The organism is Allobosea sp. BE125, from assembly GCF_031456075.1.
Taxonomy (GTDB): domain Bacteria; phylum Pseudomonadota; class Alphaproteobacteria; order Rhizobiales; family Beijerinckiaceae; genus Allobosea.
Window position 1 is genome coordinate 85,676 of sequence record NZ_JAVDTY010000005.1, and the last position, 20,663, is coordinate 106,338.

Sequence of the window (20,663 nt, forward strand, 5' to 3'; positions counted from 1 at the left end):
AGGCCGCAAGGCCTGCGGAAGCGGGCGAGCCCCTCAGGCGCGCGCCGTCTCCAGCGTGATGTCGGTCCAGAGCTCCGAGACATCGGGCTCGGGATCGTGCGTCGCGAATTCGGCCGCGTCGTTGACGATCTCGCGGACCTTGGCGTCGATCGCCTTGAGCTCGTCCTCGCTCACCTTGAAGTCGCGGGTCAGACGCCCCCTTACCTGCTCGATCGGATCGTGCTCCTCGCGCATGCGCTGAACCTCGTCCTTGGAGCGGTACTTCGCCGGGTCGGACATCGAATGGCCGCGATAGCGATAGGTCTGCATTTCCAGGATATAGGGCCCCTGGCCGGAACGGGCATGCTCGATGGCGCGCTCGGCGGCTGCGCGCACGGCGCGCACATCCATGCCGTCGACCTGCTCGCCGGGAATGCCGAAGGACAGGCCGCGCCGCGAGAAATCGGTCTGCGCCGAGGCGCGGTTGACCGAGGTGCCCATGGCGTAACGGTTGTTCTCGATCACATACACGACCGGCAGCTTCCAGAGCTGGGCCATGTTGAAGCTCTCATAGACCTGGCCCTGATTGGCCGCGCCATCGCCGAAATAAGCGAACGAGACCCGCCCGTCATCGCGATACCAGTTGGCGAAGCCCAGGCCGGTGCCGAGCGAGACCTGCGCACCGACGATGCCGTGGCCGCCATAAAAGTTCTTTTCGCGGGAGAACATGTGCATCGAGCCGCCCTTGCCGCGGGAATAGCCGCCCTGGCGTCCAGTCAACTCAGCCATCACGCCGCGCGATTCCATGCCGCAAGCCAGCATATGGCCGTGGTCGCGATAGCCGGTGATGACCTGATCGCCGTCCTTGGAGGCCATCTGCATGCCGATGACGACGGCTTCCTGCCCGATATAGAGGTGGCAGAAGCCGCCGATCAGGCCCATGCCGTACATCTGGCCGGCCTTTTCCTCGAAGCGGCGGATCAGCAGCATCTCGCGATAGGCGTGAAGCTCCTCCGCCTTGTCGAAGGTCGGCATGTTGCTGAGCGCCTTGGACGCCCCCTTGTCGGCTCCAGTCTTGGCGGAGCCCGTCTTGGGCGCCGTCTTCGCGGCGGCCTTGGATTGAGCGGGAGCTTTCGTCTTACGCGCGGCAACGGCCATCAGCGGTCCTCCAGGGTCATTCGACCTTGGTTGTAGAGGATCGCAAAACCCTTGGCGAGGGAGCCATCTCGCACTGCAGCATTTGCTAAATCATTGCAATTGCAGGTATTTATAGAAATAACCGGAATCCAGTTAATCGATGTGCCGGGGACTATTTGCCGGCATCCGCGATGCTCAGCGCCCCATCAGGATGACATCGTTCTTGTGAACCCGGCCAAGCGTGCTGCGCGCCATCTCCTCGAGCAGGTCGCGATCGACCGCCTCGTCACGCACCAGCGACAGGCGCTGCTCCCAGCTCTTGCGCTCGCCGGTCAGCGCAGCGAGCTCCGCCTCCATCCCGCGCAACGTCCCCTGCAAGGTGTCGCGCGCCTCCAGTCCGCGCGCGCCGTGCTGGGCGTGAAACAGGAAATAGCTCACCACCGCGCCCGAGACGAGGTAGAGCGCGAGCGTGATGAGGACGGATCTGACACCGCGACGAATAACCATGCCGGCAGGCTAGGCCGGGTTGGTTTCCGGCGGGTTAACGCGAGGGGCGCGCGACCCCGGCGACGCCATCGGGCGCTAGCGCCTGGCCATGCGAGACGGCCGCCAGATCAGCCTCGACGCGCCGGGCGATAGGCAGCCTGAAATGCAGCGGGTCCCAGTAATTCTCGTCGACCTCGGTCACTGCCGAACCATGCGCATAGTCGATGATGGTCGCGCCCTGGCGCGCGGCGAGCCCACGCAAGGCAGTCTTGCAAGCGTTGTAGCGCTGCGCAGCGACAGAGCCTTCGCGCGGCTGCGCGGCGACATGCGTCGGCGGCAGCACGATCAATTTGGAGGTGTCGGCGGGAAACGCGGACAACGCCTCGTCGAGCCAGGCCAGGGCCGGGAAGCGCCAACCCAGGCGCTCGGCTTCACTGACGGGCGCAGGCGGCGACAGCGGCGTCAAATGCGGCGCGACACCATGATTGTCGGCATAAAGATGGCTTCGCGCCCGCATCAGATCATAGCTGGCCTCGGGCGGCGTGAAGACCTCGTAGCCATCGCCTCGGATACGCGCAGGCAGGTAACCGAGCCTGTGCGCGAGCAACCGCGCCGAGATCTCGAGCGTCGTCAGGTTCAGTTGCCTCAGCGCGTCGGCCCAGCTTGCGCCGTCATAGAGCCAGGGCGGAAACGGCCGTGGCGTCAAGCGTTTGGCTGGCGTGGTCGCGTCGCCTTCGCACCAGGTCAGGTCGAGCCCCCAGATCACGGTTTTCGGCGCAGCAACAGTTCGCGCAAACAGGTCAGCCATCTGCACCTGCTCCCAGGGCGTGGCCGCATTCATCGCGAGATTGGCGAAGCGCCCACCGATCGAGCGCGACAGAATCGCAGGATCGAGCAAGCGCATGGTCGAGGTGCCGAAGACCCCCGAATCGAACGCATTCGAGCGCACGAGCTGCGGGTACATATAGCGCTGGTTGAGATCCATGAGTGGCCGCGCCGGCACGCCGGCCCGCACCCGCAGCCCAAACGGATCAAGGGCCACGACGAATCCGAACAACATCCCGCCCAGCACGAGGGCCGAGACCAGAAACGTCATCGCCCACGCCGGCCAGATCCGGCGTTGCGCCCCGGGCGAGTCGGTCATCGTCGTATCAATCCCGAACGGCATCGAGACCGGCGGCTCCCGCTGCAGCAGACCTGGGCAAAGCGAACATCGCAAACCTCCGGCGCGCTTCTGCCACAGAAGCAGCCTTACGAACAATGTTGACCCGCGCGCGGCGCCTGCCTATGTCAGCGCACCGGTGAGGGCGGGTAGCTCAGTGGTAGAGCACGTGACTTTTAATCATGTGGTCGAGGGTTCGATCCCCTCCCCGCTCACCAGCGTCTTCAACATTGTTGTGATTGAAGACATAGACGCCCTCCTGCCTGGGCGCCGGGAAAGCAGGCTTCCAAGGTTGAGAAACTCGCGGCAGCCGCGCTCGAGCGTTTTCGAACGAAGTGGGCACCGGTTCGCGTGAAGGAAGCGCGTTAGAACAAAGAGTTAGAGTAATTGAACGATCCAATTGGATCTGAAATCGCTCTAACGCCTCGCGATATCAGAGTTGCCGCGCTTTTATCCGCTGGACCAAGTCGGTGAATTTGACACAGAATGCCGAATTCCACAGATTTACACACGCATGTCGTCGATTACGACGACAGCTCGCTACAGCGGTGGGAGAAATAGCAGGAAGGGGCGACGATGATGATCATCAATGGCCGCGCAACTGCGGCGTGCCTGACGAGCTTGGCGCTCGCGGGATGCATGGGACAAACGATTCCGGCGGCGGAATCGATCACCAAGCCGACCATGGAGGCCTTCACGCAATTGAGCGCCTGGCGGCCTTGGCAATCCAAGGTGCAAGAACCCAAGGTGCCAGAGAGGCCCAAGGAGGAAGAGAGGCCGCAGCAGCCTCAGATCGCTCTCGTGGAAACGATGCCGGCGACAGAGCCTCAGCCGACAACCGCTTCATCGACACCATCGATAAAACGTCTGCAGCCGAGCAAGCCACAGCCTGCTCCAACGCGCCTCGCCACACCAAGGCCAGCCGCGCCCCAGCCAAAACTCATTCCGGCCTCAGCCGCGGAGACCTCTGCGCCGCTGCCGACCGCGGTGTCCTGCCAGACATTCGCGCAGCCGGGCCAGCGGGTACGTATGGAATGTAACCCGGTCAACTGAGGCTACAGAGCCAGCCGCTCCTAGAGAGGGCGCTGGGAACGCATGGTCTCCGCTGGGAAAGCTAGGTCGCATGCCAGATGGCATAGCTTTTCCCGCTGGAATGCGATTGAGGCAAAATATTGGCGATGGGGTCATAGCCTCACAGTTTCGCAGCTGATCCATCCGCTGGATAGCGAGCATTGGCTTCGCGTCGAAACCTCATCTCGCCGGGGAAGAGCGGATTCGATCGTCTGAGATGTGAACAAATGCGCTGAGTACGCGTTGTTCCTGCATGCCGCTTCTTGCGGATATTGGAGGATAACATGCACAAACGTCATATCACCTTCACATCCATCGGCCTCGCCATGCTTGCGACGACCGCTATCGCCCAGACCAGCGCTCCGACCGCGCCAGCGCCGTCCAGCTCAGCGCCAACCGCATCGACCAGCAGCGCCAAGGCTCCAGATCAGAATCTCGCTGGTCAGGGCAAATGGCGCGCCTCGAAATTGATGGGCGTCGATATCTATGGCCCGGACGACAAAAAGGTCGGCGACATCACGGAGGTGCTGTTCGACAAGACGGGCAAGATCGAGATGGTGACAGTCGGTGTAGGCGGCTTCCTCGGCATTGGCGCGAAGGACGTCGCGATTCCCTTCGAGCAGGTCACCTGGAGTGATCAGCCCATAGCTGCGGCTGCACCTGCACCTGCGCCCGCGCCGAGCGGTGGCAGCGGCGCGGGCACCTCGGGCGGCGGCATCGCTTCGACCCCGACCGCGTCGGCCCCCAAGGCTCCCGCAATGTATCCCGATCACGGCAAGATCAGCATGACCAAGGATCAGCTCCACTCCGCTCCGGCGGTGACTTACAGCGGAAGCTGATCACCTGGATGTAGGCTCTATCGCGCCGCTTAACGTTGGACCCGCCTTCTCCGGAAGGCGGGTCCATTCGCGACCAGCCACATCAGCTCGCATCATCCGCCAAGGCGGGCGCAACGAGAGGTGGGATCGCTTCCGGCAGATCATCGGCGATCAGGCCTGCCCCAAGCGCCTCGCCAGCCTTGCCGTGCAGCCAGACTGCGGCACAGGCGGCCTCGAAGGCCGGCATGCCCTGCGCCAGCAATCCGGCGATGAGGCCGCCGAGCACATCGCCCGCCCCTGCCGTCGCCAGCGCCCAGGAGCCGGTCGCGTTGATCGCCGTCCTGCCATCGGGATCGGCGATCACGGTATCGGGCCCCTTCAGCACGAGGACCGCGCCCGTGGCGGCGGCGGCCAGCTTCGCCCGTTCCAGCTTTGACGTCTGCGCGACGATTCGCTCATCGTCGCCTAACAAGCGCGCGAACTCGCCTTCATGCGGCGTCAGTACACAGGGCTTGGCCCGGCGGCGCAGCCATCCCGGCCGCGAGGCGAGCAGCGTCAACGCATCGGCATCGAACACCGCCGGAATATCGGCGCGCAGCACAGCCATCACGGCAGCTCTCGCCTCGGCATCGAGCCCCAGAGCCGGCCCGATCAGGACGGCGCCAAGACGCTCGTCGTCAAGCATGTCCTGAAGCGCGGCCTCCGTTGTGATCGGCCTCTGCATCAAGGCATCGGGCCCGCGCGCCGCATGGGCCATCAACGCTTCGGGGCGGCAGGCGACCGTGACGAGACCCGCGCCGATGCGCAGCGCCGCCCGCGCGCCGAGCCGTGGGGCGCCGACGCCGGAAAGTCCGCCAGCCACGACGAGAACGGCGCCGCGGCGGTATTTATGGGTATCGCGTCGATGTCTGGGCCAGAGTTCGCGCCACAAGGCGGGGCCGTTGCGAAACATGGCAGGCCGCAATCCGCCCGCGCCGAAGACGGTCTCGGGACTCAGGCCAATCTGGGCGAGCGTGACGACCCCGCACAGCCCGCGCCCGGGCTCGAGCAGATGGCCGGGTTTCAGCCGAAAGAAGGTCACGGTCTCGTCGGCCTGCACGACCTGCCCCTCAGTCCGGCCGCTATCGCCCGACAGTCCGCTCGGCACATCGATCGCGATCACCGGTCTGTCCGCTGCATTGATCGCCAGGACGAGCCCGGCAACGTCTCCGGCCAGGGGCCGGTTGAGCCCCGCGCCATAAAGCGCGTCGACGATCAAGGCGTGATCGTGCGGTACGACGGTCGCGATCGGCTCGATCGCCCCGGTCCAGCGCGCGGCCATGGCGGCGGCATCGCCCGTCAGGACCGAAGGCTCGCCGGCCAGCGCGACGGTGACGCCAAAGCCGCGCTCGCGCAGCAAGCGCGCCGCGACGAAACCGTCGCCGCCATTGTTTCCCGGGCCGCAGAGAATGAGCACGCCGTCGCCTGGGCGCGCGCGCCGGCTGACTGCATCGGCGACGGCCCGCCCTGCCCGCTCCATCAGCGCGAGACCCGGCGTGCCGGCCGCGATCGCCGCGCGATCGGCCGCAGCCATATCGGCCACGCTCAGCAGCACCAGCCCGGTTTTGTCAACTCTATCCACGAAGCCATCATCCAGAAGCCGCGCATCTCCGGCAAGCACGGAGTGCATAGAGGCAATTGCTTTTAAATTAATCAAATGATCAATTTATGTGCTATTTTTTGCCCTATCATCAGGCGTCGGGAGGCTTTCTTCCACGTGGCGGGGGGCATACGCCGATGCTATGAGCAAGATGAGCGGGTGTTTCGCTCGCCTGACGAGACGCTGGGGCCGTGACTGACGGAGCCCTCGATGTTTTCGGCGGCGAGCAGGCGGTTCGCAAGCCTGGAGGGAAGTCCAGGTCTCATCACGCGCGAGGGAGGCCGGTCGGCGCATGAAGAAGATCGAGGCGATCATCAAGCCGTTCAAATTGGACGAGGTGAAAGAGGCGCTTCAGGAGGTCGGCCTGCAGGGCATCACCGTTTTGGAGGCCAAGGGCTTCGGGCGCCAGAAGGGCCATACCGAACTCTATCGCGGCGCCGAATACGTCGTCGATTTTCTTCCCAAGGTGAAGATCGAGATCGTGCTCGCCGACGAGATGGTCGAGGCCGCCATCGAGGCCATCAAGAAGGCGGCCCAGACGGGCCGCATCGGCGATGGCAAGATTTTTGTATCGACGGTGGAGGGGGCGATCCGCATCCGCACCGGGGAGACCGGCGCGGACGCGATCTAAGGGCTTCAATCCCAACCCGAAGGTTCTGCGTCCCGGTGGTCTGGACACACCGCGGATCAGTCAATGTTGAGAAACTGCTTTCAAGAGGAATGCTGAGATGAAGAGCGCCAAGGATGTCCTCAAGGCGATCAAGGACAACGACGTCAAGTATGTCGACTTCCGCTTCACCGACCCGCGCGGCAAGTGGCAGCATGTGACGTTCGACATCACGATGATCGATGAGGACATCTTCGCCGAGGGCACGATGTTCGACGGGTCCTCGATCGCTGGCTGGAAGGCCATCAACGAGTCCGACATGTTGCTGATGCCGGATCCGACGACGGCCGTCATGGATCCGTTCTTCTCCGCCGCGACCATGGTCATCACCTGCGACGTGCTCGAGCCCGCCACCGGCGAGCCCTATAACCGCGACCCGCGCGGCATCGCCAAGAAGGCCGAGGCCTATCTGAAGTCGACCGGCATCGGCGACACCATCTATGTTGGCCCCGAGGCCGAGTTCTTCGTCTTCGACGACGTCAAGATCTCCGCCGACCCGTACAATACGGGCTTCAAGCTCGACAACGTCGAACTGCCGATCAACGGCATGACCGACTATGAAGGCGGCAATCTCGGCCACCGCATCGCCACCAAGGGCGGCTACTTCCCCGTCCCGCCGCAGGATTCGGCGCAGGACATGCGCGGCGAGATGCTGGCAGCCATGGCGGCCATGGGCGCCAAGGTCGAGAAGCACCACCACGAGGTCGCCTCGGCCCAGCACGAACTCGGCCTGAAGTTCGACACCCTGACCCACATGGCCGACACCATGCAGGTCTATAAGTACGCGATCCACAACGTCGCGCAGAGCTACGGCAAGACCGCGACATTCATGCCGAAGCCGATCTATGGCGACAACGGCTCGGGCATGCACGTCCACCAGTCGATCTGGAAGGGCGGCAAGCCCATCATGGCCGGCAACAAGTATGCCGACCTGTCGCAGGAGTGCCTCTGGTACATTGGCGGCATCATCAAGCACGCCAAGGCGCTGAACGCCTTCACCAACCCCTCGACCAACTCCTACAAGCGCCTCGTCCCGGGCTATGAAGCCCCGGTTCTGCTCGCCTATTCCGCGCGCAACCGCTCGGCCTCCTGCCGTATTCCGTGGACGACCTCGCCCAAGGCCAAGCGCGTCGAGGTTCGCTTCCCCGATCCGATGGCGAACCCCTATCTCGCCTTCGCCGCGATGCTGATGGCCGGCCTCGACGGCATCATCAACAAGATCGATCCGGGCCCGGCGATGGACAAGGACCTCTACGACCTGCCGCCGCGCGAGTTGAAGAAGATCCCGACCGTCTGCGGCTCGCTGCGCGAAGCGCTCGATTGCCTGAAGAAGGACAATGCCTTCCTTAAGGCCGGCGGCGTCTTCAACGACGACTTCATCGAAAGCTATATCGAGCTCAAGATGCAGGATGTGATGCGCTTCGAGATGACGCCGCACCCTGTCGAGTTCGCGATGTACTACTCCTACTGAGCCATCAGGCTCAGGCGGAATCACGCTTCCTCCCGACCGCGCGTCTCGCGGTCCACCTGTGAAACCGGGGCAGAAATGCCCCGGTTTTTTTGTGCCTGGGCGCAAGGGTGCCAGTCGTAACTTGCATGATGAAAGTCAACATAAGCAAGCTATCATACTGCTAGTCACTGAACGGGAGTCGTCTGATGCGACGCAAGGATTTTGGCGTGATGACCTGCCCGGTCGCGCGCAGCCTGGAGCGCGTCGGGGAATGGTGGAGCATCCTGATCCTGAGGGACGCCCTCGCCGGCATCACGCGCTTCGACGGCTTCCAGGCCAGCCTCGGCATCGCGCCGAACATGCTGACGCGGCGGCTCAATGGTCTCGTCGAGAGCGGCCTGCTGGAAAAGCGTCCCTATAGCGATCGTCCGAAGCGCTTCGACTACGTGTTGACCGAGCGAGGACGTGATTTCCGCCCCGTGCTGCAGGTGCTGCTGAGCTGGGGCAACCGTCATTTCGCGCCGGAAGGTGCGAGCGTCATCATTCTGAACGGCGAAACCGGCACTGCGGCCGAGCCGATCCTGGTTGATCGCGTCAGCGGCCGGCGGCTCTCGGACCCGGTCTTCCGCAACGCGCCCGGTCCGGCCGCGACGGCAGCAATCAAGCAGCGCTACGCCGCCACGGCGGAGTCGACCGCATGAGCTCGGTTCACGCTCCGACGACTGTCATGCCACCGGCCCATAGCGCGCGCACCTTGCGGCTGCTCCAGGATCCGATCCTGCCGATGCTGCTGCGCATGGCCTGGCCGAATATCCTGATCATGCTGGCGCAATCGGCAACCGGGCTGATCGAGACCTGGTGGATCTCGCGGCTCGGGACCGATGCACTCGCCGGCATGGCGCTGGTCTTTCCTCCGGTCATGCTGATGCAGATGATCTCCGCCGGCGCGATGGGGGGCGGTATCTCATCCGCCGTGGCGCGCGCGCTCGGCGCCGGCCGCCGCATCGAGGCTGACGCCATCGTTCTGCATGCGATCCTGATCAATCTCGCGCTCGGCCTGTTCTTCTCGGTCGTGATGCTGGCCTTCGGCCGGCCGATCTATCAGGCGCTGGGCGGCACGGGCGGCGAACTCGAGGCGGCCCTAGCCTATTCCGACGTGGTCTTTGCCGGCACCGCCCTGCTCTGGATCATGAATGGCCTCGCCAGCGTCATCCGTGGCACCGGCAACATGCTGGTTCCGGCGCTGGTGATCTGCGTCGGCGTCGCGCTGCTGGTGCCTCTCTCGCCACTGCTGATCTTCGGCTATGGGCCGGTTCCCGCGCTCGGCATCGCCGGCGGCGGGGCTGCGCTGGTGTTGTTCTATCTCGGCGGCGCGCTTGTACTGGGCTGGTATATCCTGTCGGGCCGCAATGTCGTGCGCTTCGCCTGGATTCGCCTGCGCTGGGCGATCTTCGCCGACATCCTGCGCATCGGTGCCGTCGGCTCCATCACATCGCTCTTCACAAACGTCACCATTGCGCTGTCCACGGCGATGGTCGCGGCCCATGCCGGGGTCGATGCGGTGGCAGGCTTCGGCACCGCGGCGCGGCTGGAATATCTCCTGATCCCGCTCGTCTTCGGCCTCGGCGCGCCGCTGGTCGCCCTCGTCGGCACCAATATCGGCGCCGACCAACCCGGGCGGGCGATGCGGGTCGCGATGATCGGCGGCGGCATCGCCTTCGCCATGACCGAGGCGGTCGGCCTGGCGGCGGCGCTCTGGCCCGCTGCCTGGCTCGGCCTGTTCACGACGGCTCCGGCCGCGATCGAGACGGGCAGCCAGTATCTGCGCTATGTCGGCCCGACCTACGGCTTCTTCGGGTTGGGTCTCGTTCTCTATTTCGCGTCGCAGGGCGCTGGCCGGTTGTTATGGCCCGTGACGGCGGGCTTCGTCCGCTTCGCTATTGCGCTCGGCGGTGGTTGGCTCATGCTGCGCCTGAGCGGTTCGCTTCAGGCGCTGTTTGCAGCGCTGGGCCTGGCGCTCGTGGTCTACGGCATAATGCTTTTGGCCGCGGTTCGGTCGGGAGCGTGGTTCGGCAAACCACGCTGACCTCGGGCCGCGGTCACGCGTGCGCCGTGTCCGCCGATGAGGCTGCGATAGGCGTCGATCGTGCGCGCCACATGGCGCTCGGTCGTCAGCGGGTCGGCCCAGTAGCGGCGATAGGCAGCCTTCCCCATCGCGGCTGCCAGGGCGTCGTCTTTCATTCGGCCGAGCGCCCCCGCCAGCCCTTCGACATCGCCACCATCGACCAGGACCCCATCCTCGCCATCGACGATCCAGCTCGCCGGCCCGGTGGTGCGTGCCAGCACGACCGGCACGCCAAGCGAGCGCGCCTCGGCGATCACCAGAGGCCCCGGCTCGTACCAAAGTGAGGGCAAAACGAGGCAGCGCGCCTGGGCGATCTCGTCGAAGACGCGCTCGGCTGGTACCCAGCCGCGAATCTCGGCGTCGGGATTGACCCGCCCGATCTCCTGAGCCAGCGGCCCCTCGCCGACGAAACGCACAGGCATGCCGGCGATCAGCGCCGCACGCGCCAGTATGTCGCCGGCCTTCTCCTGCGTGAAGCGCCCGAGAAACAGCGCATGCCGGTTGCTCGCGACGTCCGCCGGCGGGCGCCTCTCGGCTTCCATCATGTTTTCGACCACTGCATGGCGCGCGGTCTTCGGCAGGAACGGCTCGGCGAAGCGCCGGGCGAAATCGCTGACATGGATGAAAAGCGGCGCCCGGAGGCTGCGCATCGCCTCGTCCGAGCGCCATTGCCGGGCGACGCGCACCAGCTTGTGGACGTAAGAGGCGCGGTCGCAATTGCTGGCGATGCAGCTGACCGACATCGGCTCGCGCGTACAGGGCGTGCCGGCCTTGAAGTCGAAATAGCCGCCAACAGGGCAAAACGAGAAATAGTCGTGCATGGTGATTGCGACCGGCAGCCCGCTCTCGCCTGCCGCCGCAATTGCGGCCGGGCTGAAGGCTTTGGTCCATTGATGCAGATGCACCAGCGTCCCGGCCGGCTGGCGCGACAAAAGCGCCCTCAGGAAGGCATGGGCCGGCGCATTCCAGATGCCCTGACGCGCGGCGGCAAGCTTGCTGCCGACCTTCCAGATCTCTTCGCCCCGGAACATCTCGACGTGGATGCGCGGATGATCGAGCCGGTCGGAGACAGGGCCGATCGCGCAGGCGAAGACGATCTCGACGCCGGCCTCGGCCAGCCCTCGGGCGCTCTCGATCGCGACCTTGGCGGCGCCGCCATTGACCGAACCGAAATCGCTGATGATCACGCTGCGCATGCCGACACCCCCGCGACCTTCGCCCGAATGATCCTCCGGGAGAAGCGGACCCCGCCGGTGCGACAACGCGTCGAAACGAAAAGCCTGAAGGCTTCCCGAAACCAAGGGATCGAAGAGCACCCTACGCGGCGAAAGGTTGATATTTCGTCGGAGGAAGCCGGGCGCGCCGCCTCAGCGCAGGATGAGAGCCGCGAAACCGGCGACCGCCGCGAGCGCGGCAAGCAGCCAGACAAGATGCGAGGTCTGCGGCGCCTGGGAGGAAAATCGGGGAAGCGGGGCGAGATCCTCGTGGCCGAAGGCCTCGCCGGCCATACGGGCCGCCCGTTCGAGACCCACGACTCTGATGTTCGGTACGGACTGACGCAACGTCACGATAACCTCCCCTATCCGGAACCCTATCGCCTCGCGGCGATCCGCATAGCCCCGGTAGCCATTTGATGATCCTCGCCCTGGTGTGGTTAACGCAGGCTGAACAGGGCCGGTTCCAGGCTCATTTACCGAGCCTCGTGACGAGTGCGCGACACTCTGTCCACAGCGCCACGTCGTATGGTGCGCCCTGTCGCATTTTTCCTCAAACCATTTGCGCCTATAGGCAGTGTCGCAGCGCGGTTTACATCCGCCTGCGCTATCATTCGCAGTTGCGAATCAGGGAATCGACCACGACCATGACGGAGAACGGCGATCTTTTTGGCGGGGATGGCGACCGGCAGCCACCGGCGCAGCCAAAGCCGGAGCCGCGCGCCGTGGCTTCCGCACCCGCCAATCCCGTAAAACCCTCTCCCGCCCCAGCGCCGCCGCGCAACGGCACCTTGTCCGAAGCCGGCTATGACGCCTCGGCGATCGAGGTGCTCGAGGGGCTGGAGCCTGTGCGGCGCCGGCCCGGCATGTATATCGGCGGCACGGATGAGCGCGCCCTGCACCACCTCTTCGCCGAGGTGATCGACAACGCCATGGACGAAGCCGTGGCGGGACACGCCAGCTTCATCGATGTCGAGGTGCTGGAGGACGGCTCGATCGCCGTGACCGACAACGGCCGCGGCATTCCCGTCGATCCGCATCCGAAATTCCCGGGCAAGTCGGCGCTCGAAGTCATCATGACGACGCTGCATGCCGGCGGAAAATTCGACTCCAAGGCCTATGAGACCTCCGGCGGCCTGCACGGCGTCGGCGTCTCCGTGGTCAATGCGCTGTCCGACCGGCTTGAGGTCGAGGTCGCGCGCGGCAAGACGCTCTACCGCCAGCACTTCTCGCGCGGCTTGCCGCAGGGCCCGTTGGAGACGGTCGGCCCGGTCGCCAACCGGCGCGGCACCCGCGTGCGCTTCCACCCCGATGCGCAGATCTTTGGCGAGGGCGCGCATTTCGTGCCCGCGCGCCTGTTCCGCATGGCCCGCTCGAAGGCCTATCTCTTCGGCGGCGTCGAGATCCGCTGGCGCTGCGCGCCCTCGCTGTTGCAGCCGGAAGGCGATGTCGCTGCAGAAGCCGTCTTTCGTTTCCCCGGTGGCTTGCGCGACTATCTTGGCCGCGAGATCGAGGGCAAGGATCTCGTCGCCGAGCCGATCTTCTCCGGCAAGATCACCAAAGATGGTGGCCATGGTTCGCTCGAATGGGCGATCGCCTGGCTCGCAACCGGCGAGGACGGCTTCTCCTCCTCCTATTGCAACACGATCCCGACGCCGGAGGGCGGCACGCATGAGCAAGGCCTGCGCGTCGCGTTGCTGCGCGGCCTGCGTGACCATGCCGAGCGCATCGGCCAGTCCAAGCGCATGGCCCAGGTCACCTCCGACGACGTGATGGCGACCTGCGCCGCCATGCTTTCGGTCTTCATTCGCGAGCCGGAGTTCCAGGGCCAGACCAAGGACAAGCTGGCGACGCTGGAGGCTGCCCGCATCGTCGAGAACGCGGTGCGCGACGCCTTCGACCATTGGCTTGCCGCCGCGCCGCAGCAGGCCTTGCGCCTGCTCGACTGGTCGGTCGACCGCGCCGAGGAGCGCCTGCGCCGTCGTCTCGAAAAGGAAGTCTCGCGCAAGACCGCGACCCGTAAGCTGCGCCTGCCCGGCAAGCTTGCAGATTGTTCGAGTGCCGGCGCCGCCGGCTCGGAGCTCTTCATCGTCGAGGGCGATTCCGCCGGCGGCTCGGCCAAGCAAGCGCGCAACCGTGCGACGCAGGCCATTCTGCCGTTGCGAGGCAAGATCCTGAACGTCGCGAATGCCACGCGCGACAAGCTCAACGCCAATCAGCAGCTCGCCGATCTGATCCTGGCTCTGGGCTGCGGCATCGGCCTCCAGTTCCGCGAGGACGACCTGCGCTATGAGAAGGTCATCGTGATGACCGACGCCGATGTCGACGGCGCCCATATCGCCTCGCTGCTGGTGACCTTCTTCTGGCGGCAGATGCCGCGCCTGATCGAAAAGGGCCATCTCTATCTCGCCGTGCCGCCGCTCTACCGGCTCCAGCATGGTGGCAAGTCGGTCTATGCCCGCAATGACGCCCATAAGGACGAGCTGATCGAGAGCGTCTTCAAGGGCAAGAAGCCGGAGATCAGCCGCTTCAAGGGCCTGGGCGAAATGATGCCGGCCCAGCTCAAGGAAACCACCATGGACCCGGCCAAGCGCATCCTGCTCAAGGTCATGGTCGAGCACGAGGCCCGCGACGAGACCTCGGAGACCGTCGAGCGCTTGATGGGCAACAAGCCGGAAGCCCGCTTCATCTTCATCCAGGAGCGAGCGGCCTTCGCCGGCGAGCTGATCGACCTGTGAGGCGTCGGGCCTGGCAAGCATGGCCAGGCCATTGGCACCCCGTCGTTTTTGGAGGCCTGCCCGTCACGGTTACGGGGCTGCCAAGACGGATCGGAGCCGGCACCTTGCCGGCATGTCGAACAAGCCCTCCCGCGATCCCCGTCACGTCTTCGCGAGCCATGTCGCTCGTTCCCCGCAAGCCTGGCCAGTGACCGCATGGGGCAGCCTCCTCCCTCTCAAGCTCGACGCCACGGCGATCTGGTTTCCCCCGGCTGGGACGATATCGGAATCTTCCACACCATCGCCACGAGCGGGGCGCTGGCCGTGGCGGCGGCGCGACTTGGACTGAGCGAAGCGACCGTCGCCCGGAGGCTGAAGGCTTTCGAGGCAAGGCTCGGGCTGCAACTGTTCCGGCGCGCCGCCAATCGCCTGATCCTGACCGAGATCGGCCAGTCCCTGGCGCAGGATGCAAGCGAGGTCGCCGCCGCCACTGAGCGTTTCGCCAGCCGGGCGCGGGCAGCGCGCGCCTCGGATAGCGCCCCGGTCAGGATCACGGCCACGACCTCGATCAGCCTGTTCCTGACCATGCATGCGACGACGATTTCCGCCGCCGCCGGAGGGATCGAAATCGTCATCATCAGCACCCGCGACAAGCTCGACCTCGCGCGGGGCGATGCCGACATCGCGTTGCGCATGAGCAAGGTGCCGGAACAGCAAGGCTATTTTGCCCAGAAAATCGGGCGGCTCGTGCAGGCGCTCTACGTCCGGCGGGATATCGACCCTGCGACGGCGCCGATCATCTCGGTCAGCCGGGACGTGTCGTCGCGGATCGAGGAGCACATCCTCGAATGGGCTGCGGGCCGCCCTGTCGCGGCGCGTGTCGGCGATTCGGCGGCGCGCTACGAAAGCGTCCGTTCAGCCGGCGCGGTCTCCATGGTCCCTTGTTTCATGGGCGATGCCGATGAGACTCTCGTCCGGCTGCAGCCGCCGCCGGACAAGACGTCCGACGAGATATTCCTGGTCTCGCATGAGGTCTCGCGGCAGCGGCCCGCAGTCCTTGCCGTGCTAGGCGCTCTGCGGGAGCTGTTTCGCAACAACCGCTCCAGGCTCAATGGCCAGCCTGCCCCGGATCTCGATACCGCGCGGCTTCCATAGAGCAGGATGCGAAAAAGTGGGAACCGGTTTTTCGCGTTGATCCGGCTCTAGCGATTTCATGAATAACGCCGGATCGCGGCAAGGATTTGCTAACCGTCTTTTTACCGCTGATGGCGCAACGTCATGGCGAGGGGTGCCTTGGCGCTCGAATGGGCGGAGCAGGCCAGATGCGGCTGATCGAACTCTTCTGGAAGAACGACCGCGGCACCATGGTCGCCGACGTCGCCAAGGCCGCCGCCGCGATCGGCTTCCTGTCGGTCGTCGCGGTGAATTTCGTCTCGACTCAGACCGCCAAGCTCGACACCGAACGCCTGACGCAGGTCGCCTCAGCCGCCTCGAAAGGCAAGCCGGTGGATCCGATGATCACGGGTTCGCTTCAGAAGACGGCGAACCAGACCCGTCTCGACCCTTGCGTGGTCCCGCGCTGAGACTTTAGAGCAATTCCGGTCTGATTGGATCGGATAACTGCTCCAAGCCTTTGTTTTGACGGGTTTTCTTCACGCGATCCGATATCCGCTTCGCTCGAAAACGCTTTAGCCGAGCCAGGCCAGAAGCTCGCCGGTCACGGCATCCGGCGCCTCGAGCGTCGAGAGGTGACCGCAGCCCGGCACGACAACCAACCTGGCATTGGTACCTATCCCGGCCGCGATCTCCTGTGCCTCGCTCGGTGGCGTGATCAAATCCTCCTCGCCGACCAATGCGAGCGTCGGCACGCCAATCGCCGCCAGTCCGAGCCGCGAGTCGGGCCGGGTCATGATGGCGCGCTGCTGCCGGATAAAACCTTCCGCGCCGACCTCGTCCGCCATCCGCCTGACGAGCAACCGCAAGGGCTCGTCGACAAGGCGCGCCGGCGCGACCAAGCGCTGCCAGAGCAAGGTCGTGACATTATCGAAGGCCCCCTTCTGCGCCAGAGCGATCATCTGTTCGCGCGGTGTGTTCGTCTCCGGCGTCGCCGGCTTGGCGCTGGTGTCGAGAAGCGCCAAGCGCGTGACGCGCCCCGGCGCCTGCCGCATCACTTCGAAAGCGATATAGCCGCCCATGGACAGGCCGCAGAGCGCGAAGCGCGGCGGGGCGGCAGCGAGCAACCGTCGCGCGATGGCGTCCAGGGTTTCGTCCTGCGCATGCTCGGCGACGAGGATAGGCCTGCCCCCAGTGGCCAGAGCCGGCCATTGCGGCGCATAGAGGGAGGCGTCGCAGCTCAGCCCCGGGATCAGAACAAGCGGTTCCTGCATGGCGTCGATCATGTCCGTGTTGGCCTCCTTCCAAATTCAAAGCGCGATGTCGGCCTAAAGCCGTGTCGCATTTATGGACATCGCTCTCTAGTTTATTGACTTCGCCGCACTTTTTCTGCATTGCACGGAAGTCCGAAGGCGCGCTGGAAAGAGATGTCGCGCCACCGTCGCGGTTGATAGGTCATCCCGCCTCGAGTAACCGACCCTGAAGAAGCGCAACATTCGATGTCATTTGCCGAACTCGGCCTGAGTGAAAAGGTTCTGACTGCGGTCACAACTGCAGGCTACACCACGCCGACCCCGATCCAAGCCCAGGCCATCCCCCACGTCCTCGCCCGCCGCGACGTTCTCGGCATCGCCCAGACCGGCACGGGCAAGACGGCAGCCTTCACACTGCCGATGCTGACCATCCTGGAAACCGGCCGCGCCCGGGCCCGGATGCCGCGCACCCTGATCCTGGAACCGACGCGCGAGCTCGCCGCCCAGGTCGAGGAGAATTTCTCCCGCTACGGTGTGAATCAAAAGCTGTCGGTCGCGCTGCTGATCGGCGGCGTCTCCTTCGGCGACCAGGACGCCAAGATCACCCGCGGCGTCGACGTGCTGATTGCGACGCCCGGCCGCCTGCTCGATCATGTCGAGCGTGGCAAGCTGCTGCTCACCGGCGTCGAGCTCCTCGTCATCGACGAGGCCGACCGCATGCTCGACATGGGGTTCATTCCCGACATCGAGCGTGTCTGCAAGCTTGTGCCCTTCACGCGCCAGACGCTGTTCTTCACCGCGACGATGCCGCCCGAGATCACGCGCATCAGCGAGCAGTTCCTGCACAATCCGGTGCGCATCGAGGCCTCGCGCCCCGCAACCGCGGCCACCACGATCACGCAACGCCTGATCGCCTCGAACGGGCAGGATTTCGAGAAGCGCGAAACTTTGCGCAAGCTGATCAAGGAAGCCAAGGACTTGCAGAACGCGATCGTGTTCTGCAACCGCAAGCGCGATGTAGCAACGCTGCATAAATCCTTGCAGAAGCACGGTTTCCCGGCCGTCTCGCTTCATGGCGACATGGATCAGTACGCCCGCATGGCGGCGCTGGAATCCTTCCGCATCGGCGAGAACCCGATCCTGGTCGCCAGCGACGTCGCGGCCCGCGGGCTCGACATCCCCGCGGTCAGCCATGTCTTCAATTACGACGTGCCGACCCATGCCGAGGACTACGTCCACCGCATCGGCCGCACCGGCCGTGCCGGCCGCGAGGGTGCCTCTTTCACCATCGTGACGCGTCATGACGAAAAGCTCGTCACCGCGATCGAGAAGTTGATGGGCCAGCCCATCGCCTGGGAAGGCGGTGGCGTCGATACCTTGCCGCCCGGCGCTCCGCGCGAGGAGCGCCATGGCGGTCGCGGCGGACGTGGCGATGATCGCCGCCCAGCGCGCGGCGGTGGCCGTGGCCGCCCCGAGCGCGGCCCCCGCGCCGAACCAGAAACGACGCCGCGCCCGATCCGGGTGGAGCGCCCCGCGTCCGACGACGAGGCAGCGCCGCGCCGTCGTCGCCCCGAGGCGGACGGGCCGACGAAGACCAAGATCCGTGGCGAGAGCCCCGCTCCTCAGGCCGCCAAGCCGGAGCGGGCGCCGGAACCTCGTTCAGCCAAGCCGGAGCGCGGCCCCGAGCCGCGCGCTGCCAGGCCTGAGCGTACCGCCGAGCCGCGTCGGCGCGACGATGATGATGGTCCGAAGGTCAAGGGGCTCGGCGATCACGTGCCGGCCTTCTTGATGCGTCCCGTCAAGGTCGGCTGAATTCTAGGATCTGACCTTAGGGCATAACCTGGCATTAACTCAGAGGCGTCATGTTTCCTGAATGGCTGCTGCTAGCGCAGCGGCCATGAACGGGCGCATGCCGCCGTTGTGACGGACAGGATGTCCCGCTTCGATGTGCAATCGAAGCTGTCATGGTTGAAAACCATGAACCGGCTTCATGTCCGGGCTATTGGCGATGAGCGACCACGCGCAGATTTCCGCTCAATCCTGTGATCTGGCCGATCAGGTCGTCGCGGCGATGCGCGAACATGGTTCCCCGGGTTATCCGCGCGCTTTCGAGGTTTGGTACGCCCATCTCAGCGGAGAGATGCCGGCTGTGAGCATGGCGATGAACGCGATCCTCGCCAGCAGCGAGGGCAAGGTCGGCGTCGCCGATATCGACAATCTCTATGATCGCTTCATCGGCAATGACCGGCTCGCCAAACAGGCGGAGCGCACGAGCCTCCAGGTCCTGGGCGAGATCGACGGGCTGATGTCGCTGGTCGACAAGACGCTGGTGTCCAGTGAGCGCTATCATGGCCGCCTCTCCGCGATGTCCGAGGACGTACCGCCGGCGGCGGACCGGCAGAGGCTGCGCGAATGGGTCGAGGCGCTCGTGCTGTCGACACGCGAGGAGGTCACTCGCAAGACCCAGCTCGAAGCCCAGCTTCGCAACAGCTCCAACGAGATCCGCAATCTCCGCGAGGCGCTGGAGATGACCCGCGCTGAGGCTCTGACCGATCCGCTGACCGGCCTCGCCAACCGCCGCCATTTCGAGGAAATGCTGCAGAAATCGATCGATCAAGCGACTTTGCGCCGCGAGCCCTTCGCGCTGGTCATGGCCGACATCGACTATTTCAAGAAGTTCAACGACGCCCACGGCCATCTCACCGGCGACCAGGTGCTGCGCCTCGTCGCCCGCACCATGAAGGACAAGTTCAAGGAAAAGGCGGTGATCACCCGCTTCGGCGGCGAGGAATTCGCGATCATCCTGCCGGAGTCCGATCTCGTAGCCGGCAAGTTCGGTGCCGAGACCGTACGGCAGGCCCTGCTGACGCGTGAATTGGTGAAGCGTTCGACCAACGAGAATCTCGGCCGCATCACCATCTCGCTCGGCGTCGCAGGCTATCGTCGCGGCGACACCGCCGGCTCGTTGGTCGACCGCGCCGACCAGGCTCTGATGCAGGCCAAGCGCGACGGCCGCAACCGCACCGTCACGGAAGAGGCGCTCGAAGCCTTGAGCCGCGTGGCTTGAGGCGGGAAGCCTTCTGCCGCGCCGCCTCGCGCGCCAGATCCGTCCAGATTCTCAACGTATCCAAGTCATCCAGCGCGGCATCTGGCAGGCTCCAATAGCCGAGCGCGCGCTCCCGGCTGCGCGCTTCATAGGTAAAGGGCCGGCAGCCGGCGGCAATGAAGCGCTCCAGCGTCGCGGGCGAGGTCTTGAGATAGATGTCGCCCTTGAAGACCAGAGCGAAGATCATCTCACCGTCATAGATGCCGAGACCGCCGAACAGTCTGCGCACCCGCACCGGCAGGATATCTGCGAAGAGTTCGCGGATGCCTTCGGCATCCATCGCGCAGGCTCAGTGGGCCGCGAGCGCGCTCTCAGCGCGCGGCTTGATCTCGACCGATTCGCCGCAGCCGCAGGCCGAGACCTGGTTCGGGTTGTTGAATACGAAGGTCGAGGAGAAGCGGTCGGTCTTGAAGTCGAGCTCGGTGCCGAGCAGGAACAGCACCGCCTTGGCGTCGACGATCACGGTCGCGTCCTTCTCGGAAACGACCTCGTCGCCTTTGTCGAGCACGCTGGCAACTTCAAAAGTGTATTCCATGCCGGCGCAGCCGCCCTTCTTGACGCCGACCCGCAGGCCGAGCGCCGGAGCGTCGGGATTGTCGAGCGCCGACTGCGCCATGATCTCGCGGATGCGCGAGGCGGCGGCATCTGTCAGGGAGACCACCTTCAGGCCTGGAATCGAAAACATTCGTCGTCCCTCCTCGATCGGGTTCAAGGCCCGATGAAGCA

The 20,663-nt window shown here is 65.1% G+C and carries 20 protein-coding genes and 1 tRNA gene; 13 read left to right on the forward strand and 8 right to left on the reverse strand.

Annotated elements, in window-relative coordinates:
• Positions 1 to 33 precede the first annotated feature (33 nt).
• The 3 genes from pdhA to J2Y55_RS13325 all read right to left on the reverse strand — a co-directional run bounded on the left by pdhA (position 34) and on the right by J2Y55_RS13325 (position 2,746).
• Positions 34 to 1,014: a pyruvate dehydrogenase (acetyl-transferring) E1 component subunit alpha gene (pdhA, locus tag J2Y55_RS13315; RefSeq protein WP_310154345.1), complete on the reverse strand. Its 981-nt coding sequence runs from the start codon at positions 1,012 to 1,014 to the stop codon at positions 34 to 36.
• A 297-nt stretch (positions 1,015 to 1,311) separates the two neighbouring features.
• On the reverse strand, positions 1,312 to 1,623 hold the full coding sequence (locus tag J2Y55_RS13320) for an FtsB family cell division protein (protein WP_310153595.1): 312 nt from the start codon (positions 1,621 to 1,623) through the stop codon (positions 1,312 to 1,314).
• A gap of 34 nt (positions 1,624 to 1,657) precedes the next feature.
• The gene (locus J2Y55_RS13325; RefSeq protein ID WP_310153598.1) at positions 1,658 to 2,746 is read right to left on the reverse strand and encodes a hypothetical protein; all 1,089 of its coding nucleotides are present in this window, start codon (positions 2,744 to 2,746) and stop codon (positions 1,658 to 1,660) included.
• Positions 2,747 to 2,907: 161 nt separating this feature from the next.
• Between J2Y55_RS13325 and J2Y55_RS13330 the strand changes: the two genes are divergently transcribed.
• The 3 genes from J2Y55_RS13330 to J2Y55_RS13340 all read left to right on the forward strand — a co-directional run bounded on the left by J2Y55_RS13330 (position 2,908) and on the right by J2Y55_RS13340 (position 4,674).
• Positions 2,908 to 2,982 (forward strand) — tRNA-Lys (locus J2Y55_RS13330).
• A 358-nt stretch (positions 2,983 to 3,340) separates the two neighbouring features.
• Entirely contained in the window at positions 3,341 to 3,817 is a 477-nt protein-coding gene (locus tag J2Y55_RS13335) for a hypothetical protein (protein WP_310153601.1), read from the forward strand.
• 281 nt (positions 3,818 to 4,098) lie between these two features.
• Entirely contained in the window at positions 4,099 to 4,674 is a 576-nt protein-coding gene (locus J2Y55_RS13340; RefSeq protein ID WP_310153604.1) for a PRC-barrel domain-containing protein, read from the forward strand.
• An 82-nt stretch (positions 4,675 to 4,756) separates the two neighbouring features.
• Here the strand turns inward: J2Y55_RS13340 and J2Y55_RS13345 are convergent, their stop codons facing one another.
• Complete coding sequence (locus J2Y55_RS13345; protein WP_310153608.1) at positions 4,757 to 6,274, reverse strand: NAD(P)H-hydrate dehydratase; 1,518 nt, start codon at positions 6,272 to 6,274, stop codon at positions 4,757 to 4,759.
• A gap of 310 nt (positions 6,275 to 6,584) precedes the next feature.
• Here J2Y55_RS13345 and J2Y55_RS13350 point away from each other — a divergent pair, with 310 nt between their 5' ends.
• From J2Y55_RS13350 to J2Y55_RS13365, 4 genes are all read left to right on the forward strand, one after another.
• Positions 6,585 to 6,923 (forward strand): P-II family nitrogen regulator, encoded by a 339-nt coding sequence (locus tag J2Y55_RS13350; protein WP_066620066.1) that lies wholly within the window; start codon positions 6,585 to 6,587, stop codon positions 6,921 to 6,923.
• 97 nt (positions 6,924 to 7,020) lie between these two features.
• Entirely contained in the window at positions 7,021 to 8,430 is a 1,410-nt protein-coding gene (gene glnA, locus J2Y55_RS13355; protein ID WP_310153620.1) for a type I glutamate--ammonia ligase, read from the forward strand.
• Positions 8,431 to 8,615: 185 nt separating this feature from the next.
• Entirely contained in the window at positions 8,616 to 9,110 is a 495-nt protein-coding gene (locus J2Y55_RS13360) for a winged helix-turn-helix transcriptional regulator (protein ID WP_310153623.1), read from the forward strand.
• Positions 9,107 to 10,495, forward strand: a complete 1,389-nt coding sequence (locus J2Y55_RS13365; protein WP_310153627.1) for an MATE family efflux transporter — start codon at positions 9,107 to 9,109, stop codon at positions 10,493 to 10,495. Before J2Y55_RS13360 ends, J2Y55_RS13365 begins: the two co-directional genes overlap by 4 nt.
• Here the strand turns inward: J2Y55_RS13365 and J2Y55_RS13370 are convergent.
• Positions 10,435 to 11,730 (reverse strand): glycosyltransferase family 4 protein, encoded by a 1,296-nt coding sequence (locus J2Y55_RS13370; protein ID WP_310153632.1) that lies wholly within the window; start codon positions 11,728 to 11,730, stop codon positions 10,435 to 10,437. The genes J2Y55_RS13365 and J2Y55_RS13370 overlap by 61 nt on opposite strands.
• A gap of 57 nt (positions 11,731 to 11,787) precedes the next feature.
• On the opposite strand from J2Y55_RS13370, the gene J2Y55_RS13375 reads away from it, so the two are divergent.
• The 4 genes from J2Y55_RS13375 to J2Y55_RS13390 all read left to right on the forward strand — a co-directional run bounded on the left by J2Y55_RS13375 (position 11,788) and on the right by J2Y55_RS13390 (position 16,048).
• Positions 11,788 to 12,168 (forward strand): hypothetical protein, encoded by a 381-nt coding sequence (locus J2Y55_RS13375; RefSeq protein WP_310153633.1) that lies wholly within the window; start codon positions 11,788 to 11,790, stop codon positions 12,166 to 12,168.
• 227 nt (positions 12,169 to 12,395) lie between these two features.
• On the forward strand, positions 12,396 to 14,486 hold the full coding sequence (gene parE, locus J2Y55_RS13380) for a DNA topoisomerase IV subunit B (RefSeq protein WP_310153636.1): 2,091 nt from the start codon (positions 12,396 to 12,398) through the stop codon (positions 14,484 to 14,486).
• A 195-nt stretch (positions 14,487 to 14,681) separates the two neighbouring features.
• Entirely contained in the window at positions 14,682 to 15,620 is a 939-nt protein-coding gene (locus J2Y55_RS13385; RefSeq protein ID WP_310153639.1) for a LysR family transcriptional regulator, read from the forward strand.
• A gap of 167 nt (positions 15,621 to 15,787) precedes the next feature.
• Complete coding sequence (locus J2Y55_RS13390) at positions 15,788 to 16,048, forward strand: hypothetical protein (RefSeq protein WP_310153641.1); 261 nt, start codon at positions 15,788 to 15,790, stop codon at positions 16,046 to 16,048.
• A 105-nt stretch (positions 16,049 to 16,153) separates the two neighbouring features.
• On the opposite strand, the gene J2Y55_RS13395 is transcribed toward J2Y55_RS13390, so the two are convergent.
• Positions 16,154 to 16,864, reverse strand: a complete 711-nt coding sequence (locus J2Y55_RS13395; protein WP_310153644.1) for an alpha/beta fold hydrolase — start codon at positions 16,862 to 16,864, stop codon at positions 16,154 to 16,156.
• A 213-nt stretch (positions 16,865 to 17,077) separates the two neighbouring features.
• Between J2Y55_RS13395 and J2Y55_RS13400 the strand changes: the two genes are divergently transcribed.
• Entirely contained in the window at positions 17,078 to 18,643 is a 1,566-nt protein-coding gene (locus tag J2Y55_RS13400; RefSeq protein WP_310153647.1) for a DEAD/DEAH box helicase, read from the forward strand.
• Positions 18,644 to 18,821: 178 nt separating this feature from the next.
• Positions 18,822 to 19,898: a GGDEF domain-containing protein gene (locus tag J2Y55_RS13405; RefSeq protein ID WP_310153651.1), complete on the forward strand. Its 1,077-nt coding sequence runs from the start codon at positions 18,822 to 18,824 to the stop codon at positions 19,896 to 19,898.
• Here the strand turns inward: J2Y55_RS13405 and J2Y55_RS13410 are convergent.
• Together J2Y55_RS13410 and J2Y55_RS13415 are read right to left on the reverse strand one after the other, a co-directional pair.
• Positions 19,858 to 20,217, reverse strand: a complete 360-nt coding sequence (locus J2Y55_RS13410) for a TfoX/Sxy family protein (protein WP_310153654.1) — start codon at positions 20,215 to 20,217, stop codon at positions 19,858 to 19,860. The two genes, J2Y55_RS13405 and J2Y55_RS13410, sit on opposite strands and share 41 nt — an antisense overlap.
• A gap of 9 nt (positions 20,218 to 20,226) precedes the next feature.
• Positions 20,227 to 20,622, reverse strand: coding sequence for a HesB/IscA family protein (locus J2Y55_RS13415; protein ID WP_310153657.1), 396 nt, complete (start codon positions 20,620 to 20,622; stop codon positions 20,227 to 20,229).
• Positions 20,623 to 20,663 lie beyond the last annotated feature (41 nt).